This is a genomic window from Williamsia sp. R60 (genome assembly GCF_054063855.1).
Genome location: NZ_JBSSGR010000003.1, coordinates 786,263 through 809,566, shown reverse-complemented (window position 1 = coordinate 809,566; position 23,304 = coordinate 786,263). Strand labels below are relative to the sequence as shown.

Annotated in this window: 31 protein-coding genes; 14 read left to right on the top strand and 17 right to left on the bottom strand. The window is 63.9% G+C overall.

Features of this window, described 5'->3' with window-relative positions:
• Window positions 1–21: 21 nt before the first annotated feature.
• The 10 genes from ACVWY6_RS17285 to ACVWY6_RS17240 form a co-directional block, all read right to left on the bottom strand.
• On the bottom strand, window positions 22–936 hold the full coding sequence (locus ACVWY6_RS17285; RefSeq protein WP_457539668.1) for a DUF5926 family protein: 915 nt from the start codon (window positions 934–936) through the stop codon (window positions 22–24).
• Window positions 937–947: 11 nt separating this feature from the next.
• Window positions 948–1,733: a glycerophosphodiester phosphodiesterase gene (locus ACVWY6_RS17280; protein ID WP_023955010.1), complete on the bottom strand. Its 786-nt coding sequence runs from the start codon at window positions 1,731–1,733 to the stop codon at window positions 948–950.
• Window positions 1,730–2,830: a DUF4328 domain-containing protein gene (locus ACVWY6_RS17275; protein ID WP_457539666.1), complete on the bottom strand. Its 1,101-nt coding sequence runs from the start codon at window positions 2,828–2,830 to the stop codon at window positions 1,730–1,732. Before ACVWY6_RS17275 ends, ACVWY6_RS17280 begins: the two co-directional genes overlap by 4 nt.
• Entirely contained in the window at window positions 2,827–3,189 is a 363-nt protein-coding gene (locus ACVWY6_RS17270; RefSeq protein WP_062794688.1) for a rhodanese-like domain-containing protein, read from the bottom strand. Before ACVWY6_RS17270 ends, ACVWY6_RS17275 begins: the two co-directional genes overlap by 4 nt.
• 357 nt (window positions 3,190–3,546) lie before the next feature.
• The gene (locus ACVWY6_RS17265) at window positions 3,547–5,121 is read right to left on the bottom strand and encodes a polyamine aminopropyltransferase (RefSeq protein WP_457539664.1); all 1,575 of its coding nucleotides are present in this window, start codon (window positions 5,119–5,121) and stop codon (window positions 3,547–3,549) included.
• A gap of 9 nt (window positions 5,122–5,130) precedes the next feature.
• Window positions 5,131–5,571: a DUF350 domain-containing protein gene (locus tag ACVWY6_RS17260; RefSeq protein ID WP_023955017.1), complete on the bottom strand. Its 441-nt coding sequence runs from the start codon at window positions 5,569–5,571 to the stop codon at window positions 5,131–5,133.
• 15 nt (window positions 5,572–5,586) lie between these two features.
• On the bottom strand, window positions 5,587–6,102 hold the full coding sequence (locus tag ACVWY6_RS17255) for a DUF4247 domain-containing protein (protein WP_457539661.1): 516 nt from the start codon (window positions 6,100–6,102) through the stop codon (window positions 5,587–5,589).
• Window positions 6,102–6,590 carry a DUF2617 family protein gene (locus tag ACVWY6_RS17250; protein ID WP_023955021.1) on the bottom strand — a complete coding sequence of 163 codons (489 nt, stop codon included), beginning with the start codon at window positions 6,588–6,590 and terminating at the stop codon, window positions 6,102–6,104. Before ACVWY6_RS17250 ends, ACVWY6_RS17255 begins: the two co-directional genes overlap by 1 nt.
• 2 nt (window positions 6,591–6,592) lie before the next feature.
• The gene (locus tag ACVWY6_RS17245; protein WP_023955023.1) at window positions 6,593–7,222 is read right to left on the bottom strand and encodes a DUF4178 domain-containing protein; all 630 of its coding nucleotides are present in this window, start codon (window positions 7,220–7,222) and stop codon (window positions 6,593–6,595) included.
• Between the two features lie 58 nt (window positions 7,223–7,280).
• Complete coding sequence (locus ACVWY6_RS17240; RefSeq protein ID WP_457539659.1) at window positions 7,281–8,153, bottom strand: S49 family peptidase; 873 nt, start codon at window positions 8,151–8,153, stop codon at window positions 7,281–7,283.
• 141 nt (window positions 8,154–8,294) lie between these two features.
• Here ACVWY6_RS17240 and ACVWY6_RS17235 point away from each other — a divergent pair, with 141 nt between their 5' ends.
• Genes ACVWY6_RS17235 through ACVWY6_RS17220 form a run of 4 tightly spaced genes read left to right on the top strand, consistent with a single transcriptional unit; the run spans window position 8,295 to window position 11,238 of the window.
• Entirely contained in the window at window positions 8,295–9,038 is a 744-nt protein-coding gene (locus tag ACVWY6_RS17235; protein ID WP_400722798.1) for a VOC family protein, read from the top strand.
• Window positions 9,039–9,079: 41 nt separating this feature from the next.
• Window positions 9,080–9,697, top strand: coding sequence for a class I SAM-dependent methyltransferase (locus tag ACVWY6_RS17230; protein ID WP_457539658.1), 618 nt, complete (start codon window positions 9,080–9,082; stop codon window positions 9,695–9,697).
• A 60-nt stretch (window positions 9,698–9,757) separates the two neighbouring features.
• Window positions 9,758–10,318: a GrpB family protein gene (locus ACVWY6_RS17225; RefSeq protein ID WP_457539656.1), complete on the top strand. Its 561-nt coding sequence runs from the start codon at window positions 9,758–9,760 to the stop codon at window positions 10,316–10,318.
• The gene (locus ACVWY6_RS17220) at window positions 10,315–11,238 is read left to right on the top strand and encodes a DAPG hydrolase family protein (protein WP_457539654.1); all 924 of its coding nucleotides are present in this window, start codon (window positions 10,315–10,317) and stop codon (window positions 11,236–11,238) included. Before ACVWY6_RS17225 ends, ACVWY6_RS17220 begins: the two co-directional genes overlap by 4 nt.
• A gap of 87 nt (window positions 11,239–11,325) precedes the next feature.
• On the opposite strand, the gene zapE (ACVWY6_RS17215) is transcribed toward ACVWY6_RS17220, so the two are convergent.
• Together zapE (ACVWY6_RS17215) and zapE (ACVWY6_RS17210) are read right to left on the bottom strand one after the other, a co-directional pair.
• The gene (gene zapE / locus ACVWY6_RS17215; protein ID WP_457540194.1) at window positions 11,326–11,799 is read right to left on the bottom strand and encodes an AFG1/ZapE family ATPase; all 474 of its coding nucleotides are present in this window, start codon (window positions 11,797–11,799) and stop codon (window positions 11,326–11,328) included.
• The gene (zapE, locus tag ACVWY6_RS17210; RefSeq protein WP_457539652.1) at window positions 11,750–12,136 is read right to left on the bottom strand and encodes an AFG1/ZapE family ATPase; all 387 of its coding nucleotides are present in this window, start codon (window positions 12,134–12,136) and stop codon (window positions 11,750–11,752) included. The genes zapE (ACVWY6_RS17215) and zapE (ACVWY6_RS17210) overlap by 50 nt, the downstream gene beginning before the upstream one ends.
• Window positions 12,137–12,179: 43 nt before the next feature.
• Between zapE (ACVWY6_RS17210) and ACVWY6_RS17205 the strand changes: the two genes are divergently transcribed.
• The 4 genes from ACVWY6_RS17205 (at window position 12,180) to ACVWY6_RS17190 (ending at window position 14,636) form a co-directional block, all read left to right on the top strand.
• Complete coding sequence (locus ACVWY6_RS17205; protein ID WP_457539650.1) at window positions 12,180–12,791, top strand: class I SAM-dependent methyltransferase; 612 nt, start codon at window positions 12,180–12,182, stop codon at window positions 12,789–12,791.
• Window positions 12,792–12,965: 174 nt separating this feature from the next.
• Window positions 12,966–13,580 (top strand): O-methyltransferase, encoded by a 615-nt coding sequence (locus tag ACVWY6_RS17200; RefSeq protein ID WP_457539649.1) that lies wholly within the window; start codon window positions 12,966–12,968, stop codon window positions 13,578–13,580.
• A gap of 23 nt (window positions 13,581–13,603) precedes the next feature.
• Complete coding sequence (locus ACVWY6_RS17195) at window positions 13,604–14,317, top strand: carbon-nitrogen hydrolase family protein (RefSeq protein ID WP_457539647.1); 714 nt, start codon at window positions 13,604–13,606, stop codon at window positions 14,315–14,317.
• Window positions 14,318–14,438: 121 nt separating this feature from the next.
• Window positions 14,439–14,636, top strand: coding sequence for a hypothetical protein (locus ACVWY6_RS17190; RefSeq protein ID WP_457539645.1), 198 nt, complete (start codon window positions 14,439–14,441; stop codon window positions 14,634–14,636).
• Window positions 14,637–14,706: 70 nt separating this feature from the next.
• Here the strand turns inward: ACVWY6_RS17190 and ACVWY6_RS17185 are convergent, their stop codons facing one another.
• Entirely contained in the window at window positions 14,707–15,171 is a 465-nt protein-coding gene (locus ACVWY6_RS17185; protein WP_457539643.1) for a VOC family protein, read from the bottom strand.
• A gap of 452 nt (window positions 15,172–15,623) precedes the next feature.
• On the opposite strand from ACVWY6_RS17185, the gene arr reads away from it, so the two are divergent.
• A complete protein-coding gene (arr, locus tag ACVWY6_RS17180) occupies window positions 15,624–16,052 on the top strand; it encodes an NAD(+)--rifampin ADP-ribosyltransferase (RefSeq protein WP_457540192.1) in 429 nt (142 codons plus the stop codon).
• Window positions 16,053–16,067: 15 nt separating this feature from the next.
• On the opposite strand, the gene ACVWY6_RS17175 is transcribed toward arr, so the two are convergent.
• A complete protein-coding gene (locus tag ACVWY6_RS17175) occupies window positions 16,068–16,607 on the bottom strand; it encodes a hypothetical protein (RefSeq protein ID WP_457539642.1) in 540 nt (179 codons plus the stop codon).
• A gap of 157 nt (window positions 16,608–16,764) precedes the next feature.
• On the opposite strand from ACVWY6_RS17175, the gene ACVWY6_RS17170 reads away from it, so the two are divergent.
• From ACVWY6_RS17170 to ACVWY6_RS17150, 5 genes are all read left to right on the top strand, one after another.
• Window positions 16,765–17,247: a DUF1877 family protein gene (locus ACVWY6_RS17170; RefSeq protein ID WP_457539640.1), complete on the top strand. Its 483-nt coding sequence runs from the start codon at window positions 16,765–16,767 to the stop codon at window positions 17,245–17,247.
• A gap of 111 nt (window positions 17,248–17,358) precedes the next feature.
• Entirely contained in the window at window positions 17,359–17,922 is a 564-nt protein-coding gene (locus ACVWY6_RS17165) for a TetR/AcrR family transcriptional regulator (RefSeq protein ID WP_457539638.1), read from the top strand.
• Window positions 17,923–17,927: 5 nt separating this feature from the next.
• Window positions 17,928–18,941: a type I glyceraldehyde-3-phosphate dehydrogenase gene (gene gap / locus ACVWY6_RS17160; protein ID WP_457539637.1), complete on the top strand. Its 1,014-nt coding sequence runs from the start codon at window positions 17,928–17,930 to the stop codon at window positions 18,939–18,941.
• A gap of 148 nt (window positions 18,942–19,089) precedes the next feature.
• A complete protein-coding gene (locus ACVWY6_RS17155; protein ID WP_457539635.1) occupies window positions 19,090–19,560 on the top strand; it encodes a GNAT family N-acetyltransferase in 471 nt (156 codons plus the stop codon).
• A gap of 24 nt (window positions 19,561–19,584) precedes the next feature.
• The gene (locus ACVWY6_RS17150) at window positions 19,585–20,277 is read left to right on the top strand and encodes an NUDIX domain-containing protein (protein WP_457539634.1); all 693 of its coding nucleotides are present in this window, start codon (window positions 19,585–19,587) and stop codon (window positions 20,275–20,277) included.
• A gap of 81 nt (window positions 20,278–20,358) precedes the next feature.
• Here the strand turns inward: ACVWY6_RS17150 and ACVWY6_RS17145 are convergent, their stop codons facing one another.
• The 3 genes from ACVWY6_RS17145 to ACVWY6_RS17135 form a co-directional block, all read right to left on the bottom strand.
• On the bottom strand, window positions 20,359–21,312 hold the full coding sequence (locus tag ACVWY6_RS17145; RefSeq protein WP_457539633.1) for a diguanylate cyclase domain-containing protein: 954 nt from the start codon (window positions 21,310–21,312) through the stop codon (window positions 20,359–20,361).
• Window positions 21,313–21,464: 152 nt separating this feature from the next.
• Window positions 21,465–22,271 (bottom strand): ABC transporter ATP-binding protein, encoded by an 807-nt coding sequence (locus ACVWY6_RS17140; protein ID WP_023955053.1) that lies wholly within the window; start codon window positions 22,269–22,271, stop codon window positions 21,465–21,467.
• A complete protein-coding gene (locus ACVWY6_RS17135; RefSeq protein ID WP_286131325.1) occupies window positions 22,268–23,293 on the bottom strand; it encodes a FecCD family ABC transporter permease in 1,026 nt (341 codons plus the stop codon). The genes ACVWY6_RS17140 and ACVWY6_RS17135 overlap by 4 nt, the downstream gene beginning before the upstream one ends.
• Window positions 23,294–23,304: the final 11 nt, after the last annotated feature.

The window sequence follows — 23,304 nt, the reverse complement described above, 5'->3', positions numbered from 1 at the left end:
CCGGGCGTACTGCCCGCCACCTCAGCGCAGGGTGACCTGCCGGGCCCGGATACCGTCGCGTGAGCGCCGCTCGTCGCTGGTCAGCTCGGCGTCCGAGGCCAGCGCCTCGTTGAGCCGGTTGTTGAACGTCTCCACGCCCGCAGTCCACTCGGTGGGGTGCAGTTCGCGGTCCAGGTCGAACACCGGAACCAGCAGCCCGTGTGTACGGAATGAACCCGCGAAGCGTGATCCCTCGCCGAGTGTCAGCCCACCCGATGCATGCACGCGCGCCAGCGCCGCCATCACGTCGTCTTCGGGTTCGGGGCGTATCCACCGCAGATGTGCACGCTCACCGGCGTCAACCCACCACGGGGCCCCGACGAAATCCCCGGCCAACCGGGCCGTCGGCATGATGGACGCGTTGGCCTGCTCGATCATCGCGGTGATCTGAGGGGCGGGGTTTTCCTGACCCCCGATCCACCAGTTGAAGTCGTTGTGGACGGTGATGTCGAGCGCAGCGGCGGGATCGAGCACGTCCTCGAGTGCACCGGCCTCGGCGATGTCTACCTCTGAAAGTGTTTCTCCCGCAGCGCTTTCGGTTGCCCAACGAATCGCGGCAGCCAATGCGGCGCCGGGCTCTTCGTGCTCGGGCTGGGTCTGCAGCGCAACCAGACCCACAGCTGCGCCGGACTCCTCACGCACCAGTGCCGGTCCGGCACCGGGCAGAACCGTCACCAGTCGCACGGGGTTTGCGCTCGGTGTGGTCAGCGGCAACTCGGCGGTGGCCGAGGCGACGAAGGCCCTCAGGGCCACCAGGTCGCATTCGGCGGCAATCCCGGCGAACGGCCGGAAGAGCGGCGCAGCTGCCTGGGCCTGCCGTTCCTTGCGTGCCGCCACCCGTTCGGCGCGATTGCTTCCGGGTCGGGGTCCGCTGCCACGTTTACTCTTCTTAGCCACGTGAGAAGAACTTACGCAGCGAGCCAGCCCCGCACCCGGTCGGGGTAGTTGGTGGCGATCCAGCCGACGCCGAGATCGGCACAGTATGTCGCGTCGCGCCGCTCGTCGACCGTCCAGCAGTACGTGGCCCGACCAGCGGCGGCAGCACGATCCACCGCATCGGGATGCTCCCGAAGACTGAAGATCGACGGCCCAATGGCCGTGGCCCCCACAGCGGTGGCGGCGCTTCCGCCGAGAAACCGGGCGGTGTCGCCGAGTAGCACGGTGGGCAGCATCGGCGCGTTGCGTCGGATGCGCCACACACCGGCGGTGGAGAACGAGATCACCACGGCGCGGCTGTGATCTGCCGATGCCGGCGTCGCGACACCGAACCGCTGCAGTTCGGCGAGGAGCAGCTGCTCCACCAGACCACCGAATCGAACGGGGTGCTTGGTCTCGATGAACAGGCGCACCGGGCGTTTCCAGTCCAGCGTCAGCTCCATCAGTTCGCGCAGCGTGAGGACCTTCGAGGTGAGACCGGACGTATGCCAACTCGCGAAGTCGAACTCCCGGAGCTGAGCGAGGGTGAGTTCACTGACCACACCGCTGCCGTCGGAGGTGCGGTCGATCGTGCGGTCGTGGACACACACCAGCTCGTGGTCCGCGGTGAGCCGGACGTCGCACTCGAGTCCGTCGGCGCCCTGCTCGAGGGCGAGCTCGTACGCCATCAGCGTGTGTTCGGGTTTGTGGCCCGACGCCCCCCGGTGAGCCACCACCGCAGGCGTTTCCGTGCGCAGCACCCGATGGGTGTCGGTCATACCGCGACCAGCCATCGGGTGGGGGCCGCCGTCTCGGCCTCCCGGTCGAGCAGTCGCGTGATCGTCCACCACACCGCAACCGCGAACCCGGCGCTGGCCAGGTCGGACACGATGACAAGGAGCACTGCATTCGACTGCCACAGCAGGGACTCGGCGAAGATCCGCAGCACGATGCACCCGACCACCAGCAGATTCACCAGTACCCAGCCGGCCCACAACCACCACAGTCGCTTACGGATGTGGTCGCGCGGCAGGTCGTCGCGAAATTCGAGTACCTCGCGCATGAAGGCCACCGGACGGAAGACGTTGATCACCGGGACCCAGCACCCGATGAAGATCTCCCGGCGGGTTCGCGGGTCGTATTGACCGTGCTCGCCGTATGACCTCCGCCGCTCCTCGATCAACCATCCGGCCGCGCCGGCCAGGCACGCGAGCATCATCGCCACCGACGCCAGGCCGGTGATCCACACCGCGGCCTCGGCAGCAACCTGCATACCGCGGCTGACCGGTTCTTCAAGGTTGACCACGAGCAATGCGTAGATCCACGCCTCGGCGGCGGCCGCCGCGACGAGTACGCCCGCTGCGATCAGCAACATCTGCGGAAGCCGGGCTGTCGCCTGTTCGATCAGGTTCTGCTCACGCGTCTCGGGTTCGGTTGCCGGGCTGTCCTGCAGACCCCACTGCGGGACGCTTCGGTAGCGAGGCGTGGGTGTTTCGTGCCGCTCGACCCGGGCCCGCGGACGCGGCCGGGCCTCGGGCGGACGCAGCGCCACCCAGCGCACCATCCGCCGTGCTGTCGGCGACATCTGACGCGGCGCGCCGCCGGACACCGATTGATGACGCTGACTGCGCGGCGGGACGTACATGTTGTTCGGCCGCGGCTGCGGGCCAGGCGGAGGGGGTGCGGGAACGCCTGCCGGGGCAGACACGGGCCGTTGCTGCGGCGGCGGACGGAACACCACGGCGCGGCCGTAGGCGTCGAGCGGGGTCAGCGGACCCGAACATCGTGGGCAGCGTGGTCGACGGGGATCGTGCGGTCCAGCGATCCGGCAGTGCGGGCAGTAGTCCCGGACCGGGCCAGAAGGCGGAACTGTCACCGCCCGGTCTCCGAGGACGCCGCTCCCCCGGATCCACCTGCGCCTGTCTCCAGGGGCCTACCGGCCTGCGCCCACGCCAGGATCCCGCCCCCGACGTTCGCGCCCTCGTACCCGCGCTGCGAGAGGTACCCGAGCACGCGGGCCGAGCGGCCACCCGAGTGACAGATGACAAACAGCTCGGCGTCGGGGTCGATCTCGTCGACCCGAGCGGGCACTTCGGCGAGAGGGATGTGAAGGGCTCCGGGAACGTGCCCGTTCGCCCACTCGTCGTCTTCTCGAACGTCCAGCAGGATCCTGTTCGTCTCTGCCGTGAAATCGACCGGTAGGTCGGTGACGGGCACCGACGGAACATCCGACATAGTCACCCGTCCATGGTGGCACGCTGCCTCGGCGTGCGCCGCCACCCCGCAGTTTTCAACAGGTTATCCACAGGGCCCCGCGTTCCGCTCATCGTCGCCCAAATGTCGAGATAATTAACAATCCGAAAGATAATCCTTCGAGCAGCAACATGTTTTGTGACGAGGTTCACTAACAATTCACTCAAAACGCCTAGTTCTCCACAGTTTCCACAGCCTCATCCACAGGTTGAGTGTTTGCTGGCAGGCTCTGAACCAGCGCGTTAGGCGACGCCTGTGGATAACTTCACGTCAACCGGAGACGACAACTCACAGGGTCCGATTTGCGGAAGACATCCCTTCGGTGCATCGCCGGAACGGTCAGTACACCGACCACTCCGACTGCGAGTACTCGAGGATCCGCGGCTGCATCAGGGTGGACGAGGGCATCTCCAATGGTGGGCGGTCGGGCGGGAACGTACGGGCGGCATCCAGCTCGTCCGCCGACAAGAAGCGACGGTCCACCGCAGGGTCCACCGTCACCGCCGGTGCGACGTCACCCACTGCCCCCAGAAAGAAACCCCAGTCACCGAACGAGGGCACGTCGACGTGATAGGCCGCGGTCGTCACCCCTGCCTCGGCGATGCTCTGACCGATGCACCAGAACGAGCGGGGCGCGAAGTAGGGCGAGCCCGCCTGGACCACCATTCGGGCACCCGGCGCCAGGTGCCCGCGGATCAGCCCGTAGAACTCCACCGAGTACAGCTTGGCGGTTGCCGTCTCGTCCGGGTCCGGCATGTCGACGATCACGGCGTCGAACAGCCCCGAGTCCCCACGCAACCAGTTGAACGCGTCGGCTGTCACCACGGAGACCCGGTCGTCGGCGAAGGCGTTGCCATTGAGTTCGGTGAGTCTCGGTTCCGTGCGCGCCAAATCGATCATCCGGGGGTCGAGTTCGACGAGGTGCACCGACTGCACATCGCGGTACTTCAGCACCTCGCGTAGTGCCAGACCGTCGCCACCGCCCAGGATCAGGACGTTGTCCCGCTTTTGCGCCAGCGCCGGGTGCACCAGCGACTCGTGGTATCGGTACTCGTCCACGCTGGAGAACTGCAGATCGCCGTTGAGGAAGAGTCGGGTGTCCTCGCCGTCGGGGAGGCCGCGATTGGTGATCACGATGTCCTGGATCGGGGTTCGGTCGGCCAGCACGATCGGGTCGCGATACAGCGCCTGCCGTGCGTTGACCTCGAAGGTGTCGGCATAGAACATCGCCGCCGTCAACACCGCGACCACACCGACCGACCCGGCCCCCAATGCCAGCATGCGGACTCGACCGAGGTCTCGGCGGAACACGATGAGTACAAGAGCGGCTCCGGCAGCGGCGTTGATCATGCCGACCACGAGCGCGCCGCGGATCTGGCCGAGCAACGGCAGCAACAGGAACGGGAACGCCAGGCCGCCAAGCAACGCGCCCACGTAGTCGGCGGCGAACAGATCGGCCACCGCAGACCCTGCCGACTGCTTCCTGATGTGTTGGAGCAACACCATCAGCAGCGGTATCTCGGCGCCGATCAGCATTCCGAGCACAAAGGCAACCACGACGAGCGACTGTGTGTAGAGCGACAGATAGGCGAACGCCCCGTACAACGCCAGCACCGAGAGACCACCCAGCAGCGCCAGCACCAGCTCGATGACTGCGAAGCTGACGGCGGCCCGGCTCTGCAGAGGTTTTGCGGCCAGCGATCCGATGCCCATCGCAAACACCATCACCGACAACACGATTGCGGCCTGCGTGGCCGTGTTCCCGATCAGGTACGACCCGAGTGTGACCAGCGCGAGTTCGTAGACCAGCCCGCAAGCGGCGCAGATGAACACCACCGCCAGGAGCGCTGACCGTGCTGCCCGGCGTAGTGGCGGCGGCGCGGTGGTGTCGGGTGGGGCGGTGGATGTGGCCAATGGAGCGGACTACAGCAGAGACGCGGCGATGATCAGTCCGGCACCCACGTGAACCGTCGCGGAGACCCAGACGGCGGGGTGCGGTCGATCATCCATCAACACCTCGCCCAGGTCGCCGGGTGAGAGGGCGTCGACGAGGATGAAGCCCAACGCCATCACGAAGATCCCGATCACCGTGTAGATCAGGGTGTACAGCAGTCCTTCACCGAGGTCGCCTTGGCTGGCGGTGATCGCCGCGACGATGATGATCGCCACCGCCAGGGTGTTGCTCGCCACCAGGATGCACGCGTTCCGGTTGCGGTCCACCCAGACCTGTTGTCGCAGCTTGCCCGGCGTCACCAGGTCGACGGCGACGAACCCGAGGATCATCAGCAACACGCCTACGCAGCTGTACGCCGCAGCCGATACGACGTTGTCGCGCAAGATCTCCCACTCCACTTTGTCTCCCACCTGTTGTTTTCTGCGCTACTTGCCGGAACCGCCGCCGCCACCCCGATAGTCGGAGCCGCCACCGGAAAAATTGGGACGTGAGACCCAGAACCCACCGATGAACCCGCCGTAATGGCGGTACCCGGATTCGTAGTCGTCGCTGAGCATCACGCGGGTGTTGTTGTTTTCATAGGGAAAGAGGCCCACGAGGTAGTCGGGATACTGCATGAACAACCCGCTCGTGGGCACCCCGGCGACGGTCTGGGTCGCCTGACGTTGATCGGCCGGTCTCTGGGCACCGCGGATCTGGCCGGCGACTTGCTCGGGATTGCCGTCGGCGATGTACGCATCCACCGATCCTTCGTCCAGGTTCGGCGCCCGGTCATAGTTCTGTTGGATGTAGCTGCGCGCGCTGGTGGATGCCACCCCGCCGGACACACATGAAAAGGCAAGCAGCGCAACAGCCACCAGGACGATGGCGGCGATGATTCCGTTACGGATGCGGTTGAGGGGCTTGCGGTTGTAGCCGCCCGCATCGTGGTCGTAGGTCATCAACGCACCTGCACGAGGCTCGAGGTGATCACCACGTCGCCCGTCTGGGGATAGGCGTGCCAGGTGTCCCAGCGGATCCGGTCTCCGAGGTCGGCGGCGATGATCGCGGTGAAGGCATCGGGACTGCCGGGATAGTGCCCGATCAGAGCATGCGGTCCTGTCGCCCGATCCGAGATCTGCGCGCCGAGCACGGAGAGGGACCGTGCGTTGTGGCGTTCGGTTCGCGCCCGGAACGAGACGGTGGGCGTTTGCAACGTCGACGGTAGTTCTCGGTGCTGTCCCGGGAGGCACGCCAGGGTTTCGACGGTTTCGCCGAGTGCGGTCACCGCGCTGACCTGGTGGCTTGCGCCCAACAACCGCAATGTGAGGTCTGCGTTGTCGAATTGGCAGCGAACGGTGGACAGAGCGGGCAGCAACGGCTCATCGAAGGACAGCGCCAGCTGGTCGGCGCTGGTGTCCGAGTACGGCACCGCGAGAATCGCCTGCATGCTCAGCTCGGACCGGTGTCTGCGGGAAAGATGCGGTACTCGGCGCGGGCCAGGACCTGTCCCCGCGCGCATTCCCACCCCGAACCGAAGTCCTCGAAGGACAACCGGGCGTCGCCGGCCGAATAGTCGTGATACGACATGTTTCCGGTGGCCAGGCCGGTGGTTCCGGCGCTGGTGAACCTCGCCGACCCGGTCTCGTCCGACGAGTATCGGCGGCCGTCGACCTCGACCGACTCGGGCCCGGGGGAAACGGTGACACCCTTGAGTTCCTCCCACAGCACCACCTCGAGGTCGGGGTCCTCCTCCACCGACACCCACGCCTTGCGGCCGGTTCCGGTGTCGAGGAAGTTCTCGGTCCACGAGAAGCCGCTCTGCGAGAGGGTCAGGGTGCCCCGGACCGCGAACATCTCCCCGCGGATCTCCACCATGTCGCCGGGCTTGAGCACGCGAGGATCTCCACGGACGGCGTCGTCGTCGGCACTCGAGAACGGATCCCGCGGAGCGTACGCGCGGTCGCGAACCGCCTTGGTCTCGGCTGCCTGGCGCTCGCGACGTTTCGCGATTGTGTTGAACAGCATGATCACCGCGATGATGGCCAATATCGCGACGATGATGATCAGCAGCGACTCCATGCGATGAACCTATCCAATTCGGACAGGTCCCGTGCCGCCAGGACCACTCGGTCGGCGTCTAGAGGCCGATCCGCATCCAGTGCGCCCTACGCTCGGCAGCGGCCAGCACACCGGTGACCACGCCATCGAAGGTCTCCGCAGCCATCGTCGACATACGACTTTCGCTGCGCGACACACCCCCGGTCAGCCGGGTCAGCAGCGGCTTCGGTGAGGCGATGATCTCGAGTTCGGCGTCGGGGAAACGTTCTGCCAGTACCGACCGCAACACTCCGATTCCGTCGACGAGGCCCACATCGGCAGCAGCGCGGCCCACCCAGACGTCGCCGCTGAACAGCTCGGCGTCAGACCCGACGAGTTTGGCGCCACGGCGTTGACGCACCCAGGTGATGAATGCCGCGTGCAGGTCGTTCTGGAGACCGTGGAGCCAGGCGACGTCTTCGGGCTTCTCCGCCGAGAACGGATCGAGACGCGACTTGTTCTCGCCTGCGGTGTAGACCCGCCGTTCCACTCCCACCCTGCCCAGCAACTCCGGAGCACCGAAACCCGACGACACCACACCGATCGAACCGACGATCGACGTGTGCGCGGCGTAGATCTCGTCGGCCGCACAAGCGATCCAGTAGCCGCCCGATGCTGCCGCGTCTTCGCAGAACGCGATGACCCGAATACCCTTCTCCGAGGACAATTGGCGGATGCGTTCAGCGATGTACTCCGACTGGGCGGGCGAACCACCTGGGGAATTGATGACCAGAACGACTGCTTTGAGCCGTTCGGTCTCGAACGCACGCCTGAGTTTCGGTTCGAGGTTGTCGGCGGTCAAGCCGCCGCGTGCCATCCCGACCGAGCCGATCGGACCCTCCAGGCGCACCACTGCAACCTTGTCGGCGTGTGCCTTGGCCATCTTCTTGGCGAGCTGCTTGATCGGACCCATCTCCCAACAATATGCGCGTGTACGCCGGTGGCAGCCGAACATCGACTCACCCGGAACGACAAAGGCGCCTGACCGGTGCCGGACTCACGGCGGTCGATGTCAGACTGTCGACATGGGACACCGCTTCGGAGTGAGTGATCGATGACGATCCGCTGGCTCAGCGCCTTTCTCGACTTTCCTGCCGACAGCTTCAGCAACGAGGTGACGTTCTGGCGCGCGATCGCCGGGAGCACCGTGTCGCCCGCCCGAGGACCGGACCGCCAGTTCGCATCTCTGGAGCCGTTCAACGGCGACCCGCACCTGCGTGTTCAACGGGTCAAGGACGGACCCGGCGGCGTCCATCTCGATCTGCACGTCGACGACATCAAGCCGGCCACTGCGCACGCCAAATCGCTGGGCGCCCACATCGTCTCTGCAGCAAGCGACTTGGTGGTGTTGACGTCGCCCGCCGGATTCGGGTTCTGCCTTGTGCCGTGGAACGGAGAACACGAACGTTCCCGGCCCATCCGGTGGCCCGGTGACACCATCAGCATCATCGATCAGCTGTGCATCGACATACCGGCGAAACTGTATGACGCCGAATGCGACTTCTGGGCCACGCTCACCGGCTGGCCGTGGCGTCAGGGCGTGATGCCCGAATTCCGTAATCTGCGACGTCCAAAGGAGATGCCGCTACGGGTGCTGCTCCAACGGATCGGCTCATCCACGATCGGCGGTCATCTCGACCTCGCCAGCACCCATCCCGAGGAGGAGGTCGCTCGGCACGAGGGCTGGGGCGCCAAAGTCGAGCAGCACCACCGGTTCTGGACCGTGATGTCGGACCCGATCGGTCGTCGCTACTGCATCACCCATCGCAACCCGCGGTCGGGCGACCTGACACACTAGCCGCCGGCCGAGTCCAGACGACGACGAAGGAGGTGCGCACCGTGGAGCAACCGGGGTACGACGCAATGGCGGACCTGTATGCCGCAACGTTTCCTCATCCGTTCCTGACTCCCCTCGAAGAACACGCCGTCGCGGCGTTCGCCGACACGGTCCGGGACCGTGGCGCCGATGGACCTGTTGTGGATGTCGGGTGCGGGCTGGGACAGGTCACCGCATTTCTGGCCGAACGAGAGCTGGCGTCGATCGGCATCGATCCCAGCGAACAGATGCTGGCTCGGGCGGCGCGCCAGTTCCCACATCTCGATTTCGTCAGAGGTGATGCCACGCTCGATCAACTCGGTGGCGACTTGCCGATCGCTGCCATCCTGGCGCGTTTCAGCCTGATCCACATACCGCCCGAGGATGTCCCGGGTGTGCTGCGCTGCTGGGCCTCCCGGACCGCGGCGGGCGCGCCGATCCTGATGGCGTGCCAGATCAGTTCGCACGCCGGACAAGTCGAGCAGTTCGACCACAAAGTGGCGCCCGCCTGGCGATGGCACCCCGATCGATTGGCAGCGGCCCTGTCCGACGCCGGATTCGACGAGGTGTGGCGGGCGGTGAGCCAACCCGACGATCAGCACCGATTCGCTGAGGTCCACATGCTTGCCACACGGCGATGAGAACGCAGCCGCAGCAGAAGTCTTGGCAGACCGGGCGGTGGGGCGTTTTATTCTTGCCTGGTGGCCTTCGAATTGATCGGCGGAATCGAGAAACGGGCGATCGTCCTGGTCCCGTACGACGATGCCTGGCCCCGGGCCTTCGAGCGAGAGCGTCGCCGTATTGCGGCCGCGCTCGGTGAGGTGGCCATTCGGATCGATCACATCGGATCGACGTCGATTCCAGGTCTGGTCGCAAAGCCCGTCATCGACATCGACCTGAGCGTTGCCGACCCCGATGACGAGGCCAGCTACCTGCCGGCCCTCGAATCAGCCGGCTACCGTCTTCGCGTGCGTGAGCCCGGACATCGAATGGTGCGCACGGCAAGCCTCGACGTGCACGTACACATCTGTCGCAGTGGAAGCGATTGGGAACGTCGGCACCTCCTGTTCCGAGATTGGTTGCGCCACGACGCGCGCGATCGCGAAGCCTATGGCGAACTCAAAAAGTCCCTGGCTCAGCGCAATTGGCAAGACATGAACGCCTACGCCTCGGCCAAGGGGCCCCTCATCGAAGAGATCACCGCGCGGGCTGAGAAGTGGGCCGAACACGGCGCATGGCGTGGGCTGGAGGAGGAATCGTGACCATCGCCGACTATCAGGTCACTGACGCCGACCGTCGCCCGCTGCCGCGGTCGTATCGAACCGAGCCGCGCCACCTTGGCTACCGCGACGACGATCTCACGAAACCATTTGCGCACCACCTGGACTCGACGATGCTGCCGCTCCCGCCGCACGTCGACAACGCGCTGAGAACCGGCCCGGAACCCACAGCTGGGGGCTACGAGGTCGAAGTCGTCGCTGAGCATCTGTCGGCGCCGGGATATACACCGATGGAAACCGGGTGGACCCGAACCTCGGCGGGAACACTTGTGGTGTCGTGCCTGACCGACATGCCCGGTGTCACGGCCGGCATGTGGGACTGGTGGTTCGGATGGCATGGCTCCGACAGCGCTCGTTACAAGTTGTGGCACCCTCGCGCCCATGTCTTCGCAGCGTGGGGAGATGATCGCAGTTCCCAGCGGCACCTGACGGACACGGAGCGCTACATCGGGAACGTGTCATACGTCGACGAATACATCGGATCCACCCTGTCGCACTTCGCAATCAGGTTCGTCGAACCGAGCACGCTGGGTTTTGCCCCCAGCGCAGGTACCACCCACATCTGCGCCCGCATCGGTACAAGCGACTTCCCGGTGGTTGCTGGGTGGCTTGTTCACCAGGTCCGCCCCACCGATCGCGGTAGTGAGATGAGATCCCGCTTCTTTCTCGGACGCGCCGAGATCCTCGATGTACCAGCGAGTTCCACATCACGACCCATGAGCACCCGGCTGCTCGCAAATCCGGTGGGTCACCGAGCACTTGCTCCTGTGGTCGCCACGGTCGGGCGTAGACGCACCGGCGCACAGCTCGCTCGCGATCTTCTCCGCCACTGTGCCGGAGAGATGAACCACTTGTCTGCGTTCTTACCCAGACTGTTCACCGAGTTCCGCGATATGCCCTGATCATTGCGTTGTCGGTAAAGGATGTCTGGTTCGCGGCCACAAGAAGCTGTCTCGTGCATGCCCTCACCAACACATCGCGGCCGAACGTCAGGCTGGATCTTGACGTAGCAGTTGCATGCGACTGGCCAGCCGAAACGCATCGGGCCGTCGAGTGGCGCCCTCAAGGAAGGTCGCGAGTTCGTGAATGGACGTGAAGTGGACGCACACATCGGCATCGACAAGCACATCGATCAGATTGATGAAACGTTGCTGAGCCTCGAGATCGGCGTCTCGAAGCAAGGGGACGTCGGTAATCGTCCAGGTGGTGAATGCCCGCGTCCATTCCAGGTATTCGATTGTCGATGTCGGGGAATCGCAGATCTGGCTGAAAGAAACCCACAGGTGAGCGGGGCGCGTCGCAAGGACCGGGAAGTGGCGGCCGCGAACTTCCGCCGTTGTGGCCTCGCTGCGTGGTGGAAGCGCCACTGGCGTTCGCGTAGTCCAGGTGCCGACCGCGAAGCCGACTGTGTGATCAACCGGGAGCGACCGGTAGTCGGTAGGACCGTCTACTGCCCGCGCCAGTCACTTCGTCGATTGCCCGGTCCACAGCCTCCCGTTCGGTGCGGTGATCGTGGATGTTGCGATGGAGCTCGTCGAAGAAGCGGTGGAAGTGAATACGGGTCTTCTGGGTCGTAGGCACTGCTGCATAGAGCGCGTCGGTCAGCCACGACTTACCCCTGCCGGCGTCGCCATAGATGTACAGGCCACGAGGCGTTGATTGGCGTCTCTGCTTCTTGTCGGCTGTTGCTGCAACACAAGCGAGTCGGTCAAGGAGTCGCCGCTGGGCAGCGTCCAGAGTGAACCCGGCCCGCGTCGCCGATGCATCGACCGCCGCAACGAGCTGCTGCTCTGAACGCACGTTGGAAGTGTCCCATGTCGGCGCCGCATGCCAGAGTGGTGGAGTGGACAAGAAGCTAAACCGCCGATGGAACCACAACATCCACTACTACGACATCGCTTTGGCGGCGGCGCCGATGGCCAGAACGGCTCTCGATGTCGGTACCGGCGACGGACTCCTCGCCGCCAGCCTCGCCGAGAACGTCGATGAGGTCACCGGTATCGATTCTGACAGTGAGACGCTGACCAACACGCAGAAGAACGCCTCCGCCGATGTCACGTGGATTGCTGGCGACGTACTGACGTACCCACTCCCCGAAGGGCACTACGACCTCGTCACCGCAGTAGCAACCGTCCATCACTTCCCCGACCTCGCGGCAGGACTCGGACGGCTCGCGCGCCTCACAGCTCACGGCGGCACCCTGGTAGTCATCGGCTGCGCACGCAGCTCTACCGCGCAGGACTACGCCTTGGAACTCGTGGGCGCCATACAACACCAAGTGCTGTCTCGCAGGCGCGGCTACTGGCAACACAATGCTCCGGTGCAGATGCTCTTTCCGCACACCTATACACAGGTCAAAAGCATTGCCACAGCCGTACTACCAGGCCTGAGCTGGCGCCGCCTACCCTTATGGCGCTACGCGATCACTTGGCAAAAGCCGAAGTCGGACTTCTGAGCAGTGCGCCGACAAGCACTTGGACGTCGACTTTCCCGCGCCGCCCTGTCTCGACCCTCACCGGCCAGGCCGGACACGCACGGTCGGCAAGGGTATCCGCACTCTTGCGCGCGGCTGCTCTTAAAATGAGGTGTCCGAGGCTGCGACGTGCCTCACCGTCCGAGGAAGTGGCACATGAGCTTTGACCGCCTGGAAGAGATCGTCAACGAAGCCCGTGGTCACGGGTGGTTCGTCGAGGGGTCCGCGAACCCCGAGCAACTTGCCTTCCTCAAGGCCCTGGCTGCCAGGCAAGAGATACGCCGAATCGGCGAGATCGGTTTCAACGTGGGGTTCTCGAGCTACGCCTTCCTCAGTGCCAGCCCCCTCGTTCATGTCACGTCGTTCGATCTGGCCGAACACGAGTACGTGTCAATGGCCAAGAAACACATCGACGCGGAGTTCCCGGAGCGCCACACGCTGATCGCCGGCGATTCGCGCCAGACGATTCCGCTGTTCGCCGACTCGGAGACCAACGGCACCTTCGATTTGATCTTCATCGACGGTGGGCACACGCACGAGGTTGCCTCCGCCGACATATCCAACATGAAGCGCCTGGCCCACGAGGGCACCGTGCTCATCTTCGACGATCTGCTCCCGCACAAGCCGTGGGGCGAGGGGCCCATCCGTGCGTGGCGCGAGGCGATCGAAGCCGGAACCGTGCTGCAAACAGGCTTGTTCCAGGATGGTGTTGCGGTCGAGGCGATACGCCCTGACGCAGCTCGAGGCTGGGCAGTTGGGCGCTACGCCTGAAGGCCAGGCAGCGATATAGACCGATGACGACGAAGAGCCCGACTCTGCGGGTAGCTGCGGCGCAGCCAGTCACAAAGACCGGCGACCTCCGCGCGAACGCCCTAGCCCATGCCGATGCCGTCCGGCGTTGCCGTGCACGACTTGTTGTGTTCCCGGAGATGTCCTTGACCGGGTACAGCATGGAAGCGCAGGCCGTCGACGTCGATGACCCGGCGTTGGATCCACTGGTGGACGCATGCGAGGCGACGGGCTCGATCGCGCTCGCGGGCGCGGCTGTTCCTCACTTGTCCGGACGGGCCATCGGAGTCTTGGCGGTGGCGGGAACCGGCGCCCAAGTCGTTTACCGCAAAGTGCACCTCGGAGGCCCCGAGGTCGGGGTGTACGTACCGGGATCGGCGGTGGCTGTGGTGGAGGTTTCGGGATGGCGTGTCGGCATCGGGATCTGCAAAGACACCCGCATCGACGATCACACCAGCGCCACCATTGCCTCGGCGATCGACTTGTACGCTGCCGGTCTCGTGCACAGACCACACGAAGTGGACCAGTTCGATGTCCGCGCGCGCCGTATCTGCGCTCTGGGCTCGGTTCCAGTGGTGTTCGCGGGTTTCGCCGGTCCGACTGACGGCGGATATACACAGACTTGTGGAGGGTCGGCCATCTGGGCTGCCAACGGCCACTGCGTGATTCAGGCGGGTGGTCAACCCGGGGAACATGTGAGCGCCGAACTCACTGCGTAAATCGGGGTTGCACTCCGACATCGAGCTCACACTCGATCAGTCTGGGAGGTCCCCGCATCTCATCCGCGAAGTCATCACTATGTCGGACGCGGGGAAGGCTGGTCGCGGTCACACTATTGGCATGCTCACCAACAAGTTGACTATGAACCTCGTAGCCGATGCGGCACTCATGATCGTGGGACTTGTGCTTTTGCTCTTCTTTCGCGACAGCGAGTTCTGGTGGTTCCGTGGCCAGCCGTTGGGTATCGTCCTGCTGATCTTGGGCGTCATCGGCATCGCCACGGCCGTCTGGGAAGCAAAGAAACCTGAGCGTCACTGACCTACAGCCTCATGATGCGCGATGGTCACTGCCAAGGCCTCGTATATGAATCCGCATGTCCTCCAGCGGCTCAAATCAAAAGGCGAGGTTCCGTGTACATCTGCGGAGGCGCGTCTCCGAACGACAATCCAGTGAAGTCATCGCTGACGAATTGGCCGGCCACAAACCGCAGGACGGTTCCGTCGGGATCAGGCACATCCAACGCGACGCCGAACGGCCCGCGGTCTTGCACCTCTCCGTGTTCAATTGCATCTTGGTCGCATCGGGCAGCGAACTCGTGAACCGCATCGACAGACTCCAGCTCGAACGCGACGACATCAAATCCGTCCATACGAGGCTTGCCTTCGCAATGCTCGCGTTCGCGCAGCCCGACAACGACACCCGACTCAGGGTCCGCCAAAGCTACGCCGCGGACGACGCCCTGCTCCTCGAACTCGTGAGCCAACCTCAAGCCGAGTAGATCCCGGTACCACCTGGCACTCTTCTCGAGATCGGTGACAGGCAGCTTGATCTGTCGGATCCGTGCCACTCGCATCGTCATCCCCTCAACAGCCGGGCTGCGTCCTGCCGACAATCAGTTATCCCGACGGACGTGCCTCCGAGTGTGATCCACTCATCGGCGCCAGGGGACGGTTTGCACCAATTGAGCTATCACTAATCCGCGAACGGCATCGAGCAACTCGCCCGTTCAGAGCGCGACGAGATAAGCGATGACGATGAAAACCGGCACGGCAAAAAGGATTACCAACACTGCGATCACGATGACGAGTGCAACAAGAGCGCCGGTTCCCGCGACCCTACGGTGATTCTCGGAGGAAGGTGGTTTCTCACTCAACTGAACAGTCCCATGGCACGCCGCCTGGCTCGATCGTCCGTGCTATCACTTCCCCTTTCATCGTAACGCGGAGACGGGGGCTTGCGGCAAGACCCCGTTTGTCGTGCACAATCGCCCGGCAACCGACATACGGAGGGTTCTCGATGGCAGATATGGCGGATACGCCGGAACGTTTTGTGGTGCACGAGTCCGGGGCCTACTTTCACGGCACCAAGGCCGACCTACGGGTTGGGGACTACCTCGTGCCCGGGCATCGCTCCAACTACCGCGACGACCACATCTCGAACTACGTCTACATGACGAAGGTGTTGGACGGCGCGGTGCTGGCAGCGGAAATGGCCATGGGCGATGGGCCCTGCCGCGTCTACATCGTGGAGCCCGAGGACGATGTCGAGGACGACCCCAACGTCACCGACAAGAAGTTCCCCGGGAATCCAACTCACTCCTATCGGAGCGCGCAGCCGGTGAAGGTCATCGGCGAGATGACCGACTGGGTGGGACATTCCCCTGAGTACCTTCGTCAATTCCGCGCCGGACTCGACGCGCTGCGACGGCGCGGAGATGCAGTCCTGTACGACTAGCGGCCGTGATCTCGGTCAACCGGGGACGAGCACGTTCACAGTTCCCTGGAAGATCGCCATGAGCGTCAACGGTTTGCCCGTCCCGTACGTCGCGGCAAGCAGGTATCCCATCGCACACTCCCCCGGTGATGGTTTCGAGTCCGAGCCGCTTCCCCAGTGGGCGGTTACTCGTTGTTGTTCCGCAACAAATTTGCCGACCTCTGTGGCTTCGACACCCCGGTGCCCGCGTATGAGGCGATGACTTCTTCGGGTCGCCGGCGCAAATATCCAACGCCCGGTAGGGCCAGAGATCTCGATCCGATGCGCTCGACGCCAGGACCCCTTGGACACCAGCAGTTCATATCGAACCTCGTCAAGGGTCAGGTTGTTGCGGCTGGCGTCGCCGTCGATGGAGAGGTTGATCGACGCGGTGGGAATCGATTCGCCACTGACCACAACGTGGCCATCGTCATCACGATCCAACAGGATCAGACCGTGGTGAGAGTCCACCAGCTCCTGAGTATGCATAGCCCATGCTATGCCGAATCCTGTTGTTTCACCGCCGCTTAACTCCACCGTCTCGGCCTCAGGATGTCACTCGTTCGAACGACGCGAGAGCCATCCGGACCCAGTAAAGGCGCCCAATAGGGGCGGCGTCGACAGTCCTCTCAATGACCGACTGTTGCCAAGCCGGTGCCGCGATACTTTGATGCCCGGAGGAGGAGATACCGACATGGGGCTCATCAGGTCATACACCCGGTTCAGCGACGCTGAGCTGCACGAGATCTACCTGCAGGATTCGACCGAGGACGTCGTCGGGTTCGTCAACGATCTCCGCGATGCCGATCCGACCATCACGGTGGACATCGACAAGGCTTTCGAGGCTCTCGGTCTCATGTTCGACCGCTCGGGACTGCCGGTGAATCCTGTTGTCGGTCAGGGTTCCATGCCCGGCGACATCAACTTCAGTGAGGGCATCCCCAACTACATGAGCCCCTCGTATGTAGCGGCTACGCGAGAGATTCTCGCTCACATGACATTCGACACCTTGCTCGAGTCCACGACGATCGCCGATCTCACCGATCAGCGAATACGGCCGTTCCTGAACTGGCGCGACGAGAACATCGAATATCTGCGATCCAAGTTCGCGGTCATGGCCGAGTTCATCATCCGGGCGGCCGACCTCAACAACCACGTGGTGCTGGAACTCGTGTAGCCCCACCTCGAACGGTGTCGGCCGCACGTTCGCATTCCGCGCTCTGTACCTACTAGTATGTTTCTGGTAGAACTTCTCGGTATGGACTCGCGGGAACTTCTGATCGAGACAATGAGCGACCTCCTCTGGGAGCGCGGGTACGCCGACACGAGCCCGCGCGACGTGCGCGAACGATCGGGCCTGGGTCAGGGCAGTCTGTATCACCACTTCTCGACCAAAAGGGATCTGGCTCTTGCCGCCCTCGAGCGCAATGTCGCCGATTTACTGCCCGCGACATCGGATCTGGACGGCCCGGGTGATCCAATGTCAAGGATCGAGGCCTATCTTTTGCGTCCACGCGACGCCCTCAAGGGTTGCAAGGTCGGCCGGATGACGCAGGATCCTCAAGTTCGTGAGGACCCAGTCTTGCTCGCCCCTGTCGCGCGTGCTTTCGCCCAGACGAGTTCCGTGTGGGTGCAGGTACTACGCCAGGCGATTGCCGCGGGCCAGTTGCGCGACGATCTCGAGCCCGAGCATCTCGCGTCCACCCTCATGGCCGTCTTGCAAGGCGGATACGTACTTGCCATCGCACAGCAGGATTCAGCGCCGTTCGAGGATGCATGCGCCGGCGCCGTCGAATTGCTTCGTGCAGCAGCCCCGCAAACCCCGAAGACCAAGAGCAACAGGAGGAACTGAACGTCATGGCAGTACGCATCGGTATCAATGGATTCGGCCGGATCGGCCGCAGCTATCTGCGGGCCGCTCTGGCGAACGGCGCAGACATCGAAGTGGTTGCGGTCAATGATCTGACCGACGCCCATACTTTGGCGACGCTGCTCGAGTGGGACTCGGTGTCTGGGCATCTCGAGGGCGTCGGTGTCGAGGGTGACTCGATCACACTCGGGGACAAATCCATCAAGGTCTTTGCGCAGCCGGACCCCGCTCTCATTCCTTGGGGAGAGGTAGGGGCCGACATCGTGATCGAATCCACCGGCCGCTACACCGACGGCGACGCAGCATCCGCCCACCTCATGGGCGGTGCGAGAAAGGTGATCATCTCGGCGCCGGCCAAAGGTGATGTCCCCACATTCGTCCTCGGAGTGAACGACGACAAACTCGACGTTGACGGCCACGACATCTTCTCCAACGGCTCGTGCACCACGAACTCTCTCGCCCCACTGGCCAAAGTCCTCCACGACTCGTTCGGTATCGAATCCGGTCTGATGACAACGATTCACGCATACACCGGCGACCAGCGACTGCATGATGCCCCGCACCAGGATCTACGTCGAGCACGGGCGGCAGCGCTGTCGATCATTCCCACATCATCGGGGGCGGCAAACACCATCGGAAAGATCATCCCCGACCTTGACGGACTCCTCACCGGAGCCTCGCTGCGCGTCCCGGTGCCGACCGGTTCGATCACAGATTTCACTGTGGCCCTTCGGCAGAGCGTCAGCATCGAGGATATCAACGCCGCGTTCCGAGAGGCGGCCGCGTCCCAGCCACTGGAGCACTATCTACAGTATTCCGACGCTCCTCTGGTGTCGGCAGACATCGTGGGCAATCCTCACTCTTCGATCTTCGACGCACCGTTGACCGAGGCGGCAGGCAAACAGGTGAAGGTGTTCGGCTGGTACGACAACGAGTGGGGATTCTCCAACCGGCTGGTCGAGTTCAGTGCCCGGGTCGGCGCCGGCACATCCGCAGGCTGACGGAAGTTGCGCTGCCGGCCCCGCTGTATTCGCCTTGTTCGTTCGGGTTTGCCCGAATTACCATGCACAGTCGTGGAACAGATGCTCAACTCGATCGCTAACCGTCACCACCCCGGGCCCAATTTGGGCCCTCGCATCCTCCGATGCCATGCCTGAACTGGTGCTCAGACGTGCCGACGAGGGGGATACAGACCGGCTGGTCGAGGTTTGGCGTACCGCCGTGGAGGCAACCCACCACTTCCTCTCACCTTCCGATGTGGACGGATACTCGGGGCGCTTGGCGACCGAGTTCTTTCCGATGGTGGAGCTTCTCGTTGCCGAATTGGACAGCCGCATAGTCGGATTCAGCGGTACCACCGAGGGCCGGCTCGAGATGTTGTTCGTCGATGCCGCAGCACACGGTCGCGGAGTGGGTACAGCGCTGCTCGATCGGGCCGTTCACGCGCAGGGCGCCACCGATGTCGATGTGAACGAACAGAACCCGGACGCCGTCGCCTTCTACAAACGACGCGGGTTTGAACAGATCGGACGTTCGCCACTGGATTCGGACGGTCGGCCCTTCCCACTACTTCACATGCGTCGCACCAACGCCCAGACACGGGACGAATCAACGGCGTAAAGCGAGTTCGACAAGGAGAAGTCCATGACCACGTCGTCCGCCGACGGAATACCCGGGATCGATCTGCCCGACCACCGGGGACGAACGGGGCTCGACCAAGCGGGCCGAGACCTCACCGGTAACCCGGGCGTCGTGGTCCGCGACGTGGAGTTGTGTTCGCAGGGTTGGCATGTGCTGCGACGCACGACCTTCGACTACCGGCGACATGACGGCGAGTGGGTCACCCAACAACGAGAGACCTACGACCGGGGCAACGGCGCGACCATCTTGCTCTACGACAGCGCACGGGGTGTCGTGCTGTTGTCGAGGCAGTTCCGATTTCCGGTGTATGTCAATGGCCACCCGGACGGCATGCTGATCGAGACGGCGGCCGGACTGCTGGACGACGACGACCCGGCCACCGCCATCCGACGCGAAGCCCACGAGGAGCTCGGGGTGAGCGTCGGCCCGCTGCAGCACGTGTTCGATGTGTTCATGAGCCCGGGGTCCGTCACCGAGCGCGTTCATTTCTACGCCGCGCCCTACACCACCTCCGACATGGACGGCCCCGGTGGAGGAGTCGCTGGGGAGGGCGAGGACATCGAACGGCTTGAGATTCCCTTCGCCGATGCGCTCGCCATGATCGTCGACGGCCGCATCGCAGACGCGAAGACGATCATGTTGCTCCAGTGGGCAGCACTCAACCGCGTCATCACGTCCAACACAGCCGATCAGTAGAGGTGGCCGACGCGGGGGGACCGGCCACGAAGGTTCGTTGCCCGAGAATGGGCGCCGTCCATGGGACGGGACCGAGCAGTCTCAACGTCCTCGTTTTGCGTCGTACAGCGCCGCGTCCGCCTGCTCGAGGAGGTCGGAAATGGTTGTCGCACCGGCATCCTCGGTGGCGAATCCGACACTCGCCTCGGGAACCACAGACCGAAGCTGCTCGATCACTTCTGATGCGGATGTCTGTGCGGTACCGGCGATGAGAAGAGCGAACTCGTCGCCGCCGAGGCGAGCGAGAACGGCGCTTTTCGGGACCACCGAACTCCACCGCTGGGCATACTCGATCAGTCGTTGATCGCCCACCTGGTGCCCCAGAGAGTCGTTCACATTCTTGAAATCGTCGATGTCGAATACAGCGACCGTGATGGTGGCGTGGGCTGACCGTGCGCGCGCGAGTTGTTCGGTGGTCGCGATCTCCCACCCCGCCCTGTTCAGCACGCCCGTCAGTGGATCGGTGCACGCGATGGTGACGAGTGACCGTGTCACCAGCCCGAAAGACTCTGCCGCTCCGACGATCGCGATGGCGAACACGACGTAGGTGATCCCGAGCTTGTGCGCCGGCCCGATCGCCAGGGCCACGCACGTCGCGGCGGTGAGGAAGATGACCATCATCCACGCGCGCTTGGGCGGATAGAACGCCCGGATGTACATCGCCAGGAACATCACCGCGATCAGGCAGGGGAAGTCGTAGATGATCGAGTTGTGGAATGCGATGACCACCGGCGTCGCGATCATCGCCGCAACAAGCGCCGGAGCCAGCCTTGCGTGAGCGAACGCCACGTAGATCAGTGCGCCTACTCCCAAGACAACAGCGATCATGCCGCCGGTGGGGTTCGCGAGCTCGTCACTCCTCGGTGAGATCCGGTTGAGGAACACCCCGACGAAGTACAAGAACGTCGTGGCGGCCAGGTAGATGCGGAGTACACGGACCTTCTGTTCGCGCAACATCTGGCCGGCTGATCCGGACACGAGAGCGAAACGGTTCACGATGACCCCCAGCCTGTTCGGTTCGTTCCCGCCAGGACGACGTTATCGCGGAAGCGAGTCCGGTGCCCGGGACACGGGCGGCTGCCAGTCGGCGACGCCAGGTGCAGGCCCGGGAACTCGCGGCAACTCTGGCAGCGAGCGAACGGCGCGACTCAGACGGTGATCGTATGATGCCGACCCAGCGGCAACATCAACGGCTTCCCTGATGTGGGATCGGTGATTACCTGACTCTCCAGACCGAACACCGCGCGAACGGTGTCCTCGGTGAGAACCTCTGCGGGTTTCCCAGCGGCATGAAGTGTTCCGTCGGCCAGTGCGATCAGGTGGTCGGAGTACCGGGCCGCCATGTTCAGGTCGTGCAAGACCATGACGATGGTGGTGCCCCGTTGTTGGTTGAGGTCGGTCAGGAGATCGAGGACCTCGATCTGGTGACTGACATCGAGAAACGTCGTGGGTTCATCGAGCAGCAACAGATCGGTGTGCTGGGCCAGGGCCATTGCGATCCACACCCTTTGGCGTTGTCCACCGGAGAGTTCGTCGACCGGCCGATCGGCGAGAGCGGATGTTTCTGTTGCATCGAGAGCCTCTGCGACCGCCGTATCGTCCTCTTTGCTCCACCTCGCGAACATGCCCTGATGTGGGTGGCGACCACGTCCAACCAGGTCCGCGACCGTGATGCCTTCGGGCGCGATCGGCGATTGCGGCAACAGCCCGAGAGTGCGGGCCAGCTGCTTGGCAGGAGTCCGATGTACCTCTTTGCCATCGAGCACCACGCGGCCGGTGCGGGGTGCCAGCAACCGCGACATCGACCGCAACAGGGTCGATTTGCCGCATGCATTCGCCCCGACGATCGCCGTGACCTGCCCCGGGGGGATAGTCAGGTCGAGCTTTTCGATGACGTTTCGGTTGCCGTACCCGAGTGTCAGATTCTCGATGGTCAGCGAGTGTGTGGTGGTCACAGTGAGCCGCCTCCGCGGTTGGTGCGGATGATGAGGTAGATGAGGTAGGGAGCCCCCATCACACCGGTGATGACGCCCACCGGGTATCGCGTATCGAGCGCGAACTGACCGACAAAATCCGCCACCAGTACAAGCAACGAACCGACGAGCGCGGACGGGATGAGGAGCGAGCCGTTAGGTCCGACCAGCCTGGCCGCGATCGGACCGGAGAGGAAGGCGACAAATGCGATCGGGCCCGCGGCTGCCGTGGCGAACGCGATGAGGCCGACCGCGGAGACGATGACGATGAGTCGGGTGCGGTTGACCCGCACCCCGAGTGCCGACGCGGCGTCATCGCCGAGCTGGGTCATCGCGAGGTTACGAGTCTGGCTCAGCAGGATCGGGGTGAGCACCACCAGGGCGACGAGAACCGGGATCGTCTCGGTCCACGACGTTCCGTTCAGACTCCCGGTCAGCCAACGCGTCGCCTCCTGCAGATCCCATTCGGCAGCCTGGTCCAGGAGATAGTCGGTGATGCTGAGCAGCATTGCGGCAAAACCGATACCGATGAGAATCAGCCGGGTGCCCACCACGCCGCTCTTGAACGACAAGACGTAGATGAGCACCGCGACCGCGAGGCTGGAGACGATCGCAAAGATCGAAACCTGGGTGGCCCCGAGTGACAGGGTCACGATCGCAAAGGTGGCCGCGGCGCTCGCACCGGCGCTGATACCGATGATGTCCGGACTGGCCAGCGGGTTGCGCAACATGGTCTGAAAGGCGATGCCGGAGAAGCCGAAACACAGACCAGCGGCAACCGCGAGCACAGCGCGAGGCAGACGCAGTCGTCCGACAGTGAATGTCGCACCCTGCACCTGTTCGCCCAGAATGACTTTCAGGACGTCGCCGGGAGGGTAGTACGTGTGCCCCACCATCAGGCTGACAGCGAATCCGATCACGATCAGCACGGCGAGCACAGCGATCACGGCTTGACGCCGACGACCACGGCTCTGCCGGCTCTCGGCGATCGACTCTGCTGTCACGACAGGCACAC

What these genes read in the sequence shown, in the direction of transcription:
- ACVWY6_RS17280 (WP_023955010.1), bottom strand. Translation starts at nt 1,733, where the DNA reads ATGACCGACACCCATCGGGTGCTGCGCACGGAAACGCCTGCGGTGGTG.
- ACVWY6_RS17150 (WP_457539634.1), top strand. Translation starts at nt 19,585, where the DNA reads ATGACCACGTCGTCCGCCGACGGAATACCCGGGATCGATCTGCCCGAC.
- ACVWY6_RS17190 (WP_457539645.1), top strand. Translation starts at nt 14,439, where the DNA reads ATGCTCACCAACAAGTTGACTATGAACCTCGTAGCCGATGCGGCACTC.
- ACVWY6_RS17245 (WP_023955023.1), bottom strand. Translation starts at nt 7,222, where the DNA reads ATGGAGTCGCTGCTGATCATCATCGTCGCGATATTGGCCATCATCGCG.
- ACVWY6_RS17235 (WP_400722798.1), top strand. Translation starts at nt 8,295, where the DNA reads ATGACGATCCGCTGGCTCAGCGCCTTTCTCGACTTTCCTGCCGACAGC.
- ACVWY6_RS17185 (WP_457539643.1), bottom strand. Translation starts at nt 15,171, where the DNA reads ATGCGAGTGGCACGGATCCGACAGATCAAGCTGCCTGTCACCGATCTC.
- ACVWY6_RS17255 (WP_457539661.1), bottom strand. Translation starts at nt 6,102, where the DNA reads ATGACCTACGACCACGATGCGGGCGGCTACAACCGCAAGCCCCTCAAC.
- ACVWY6_RS17240 (WP_457539659.1), bottom strand. Translation starts at nt 8,153, where the DNA reads ATGGGTCCGATCAAGCAGCTCGCCAAGAAGATGGCCAAGGCACACGCC.
- arr (WP_457540192.1), top strand. Translation starts at nt 15,624, where the DNA reads ATGGCGGATACGCCGGAACGTTTTGTGGTGCACGAGTCCGGGGCCTAC.
- ACVWY6_RS17195 (WP_457539647.1), top strand. Translation starts at nt 13,604, where the DNA reads ATGACGACGAAGAGCCCGACTCTGCGGGTAGCTGCGGCGCAGCCAGTC.
- ACVWY6_RS17200 (WP_457539649.1), top strand. Translation starts at nt 12,966, where the DNA reads ATGAGCTTTGACCGCCTGGAAGAGATCGTCAACGAAGCCCGTGGTCAC.
- ACVWY6_RS17155 (WP_457539635.1), top strand. Translation starts at nt 19,090, where the DNA reads ATGCCTGAACTGGTGCTCAGACGTGCCGACGAGGGGGATACAGACCGG.
- ACVWY6_RS17170 (WP_457539640.1), top strand. Translation starts at nt 16,765, where the DNA reads ATGGGGCTCATCAGGTCATACACCCGGTTCAGCGACGCTGAGCTGCAC.
- ACVWY6_RS17270 (WP_062794688.1), bottom strand. Translation starts at nt 3,189, where the DNA reads ATGTCGGATGTTCCGTCGGTGCCCGTCACCGACCTACCGGTCGATTTC.
- ACVWY6_RS17165 (WP_457539638.1), top strand. Translation starts at nt 17,359, where the DNA reads ATGAGCGACCTCCTCTGGGAGCGCGGGTACGCCGACACGAGCCCGCGC.
- gap (WP_457539637.1), top strand. Translation starts at nt 17,928, where the DNA reads ATGGCAGTACGCATCGGTATCAATGGATTCGGCCGGATCGGCCGCAGC.
- ACVWY6_RS17250 (WP_023955021.1), bottom strand. Translation starts at nt 6,590, where the DNA reads ATGCAGGCGATTCTCGCGGTGCCGTACTCGGACACCAGCGCCGACCAG.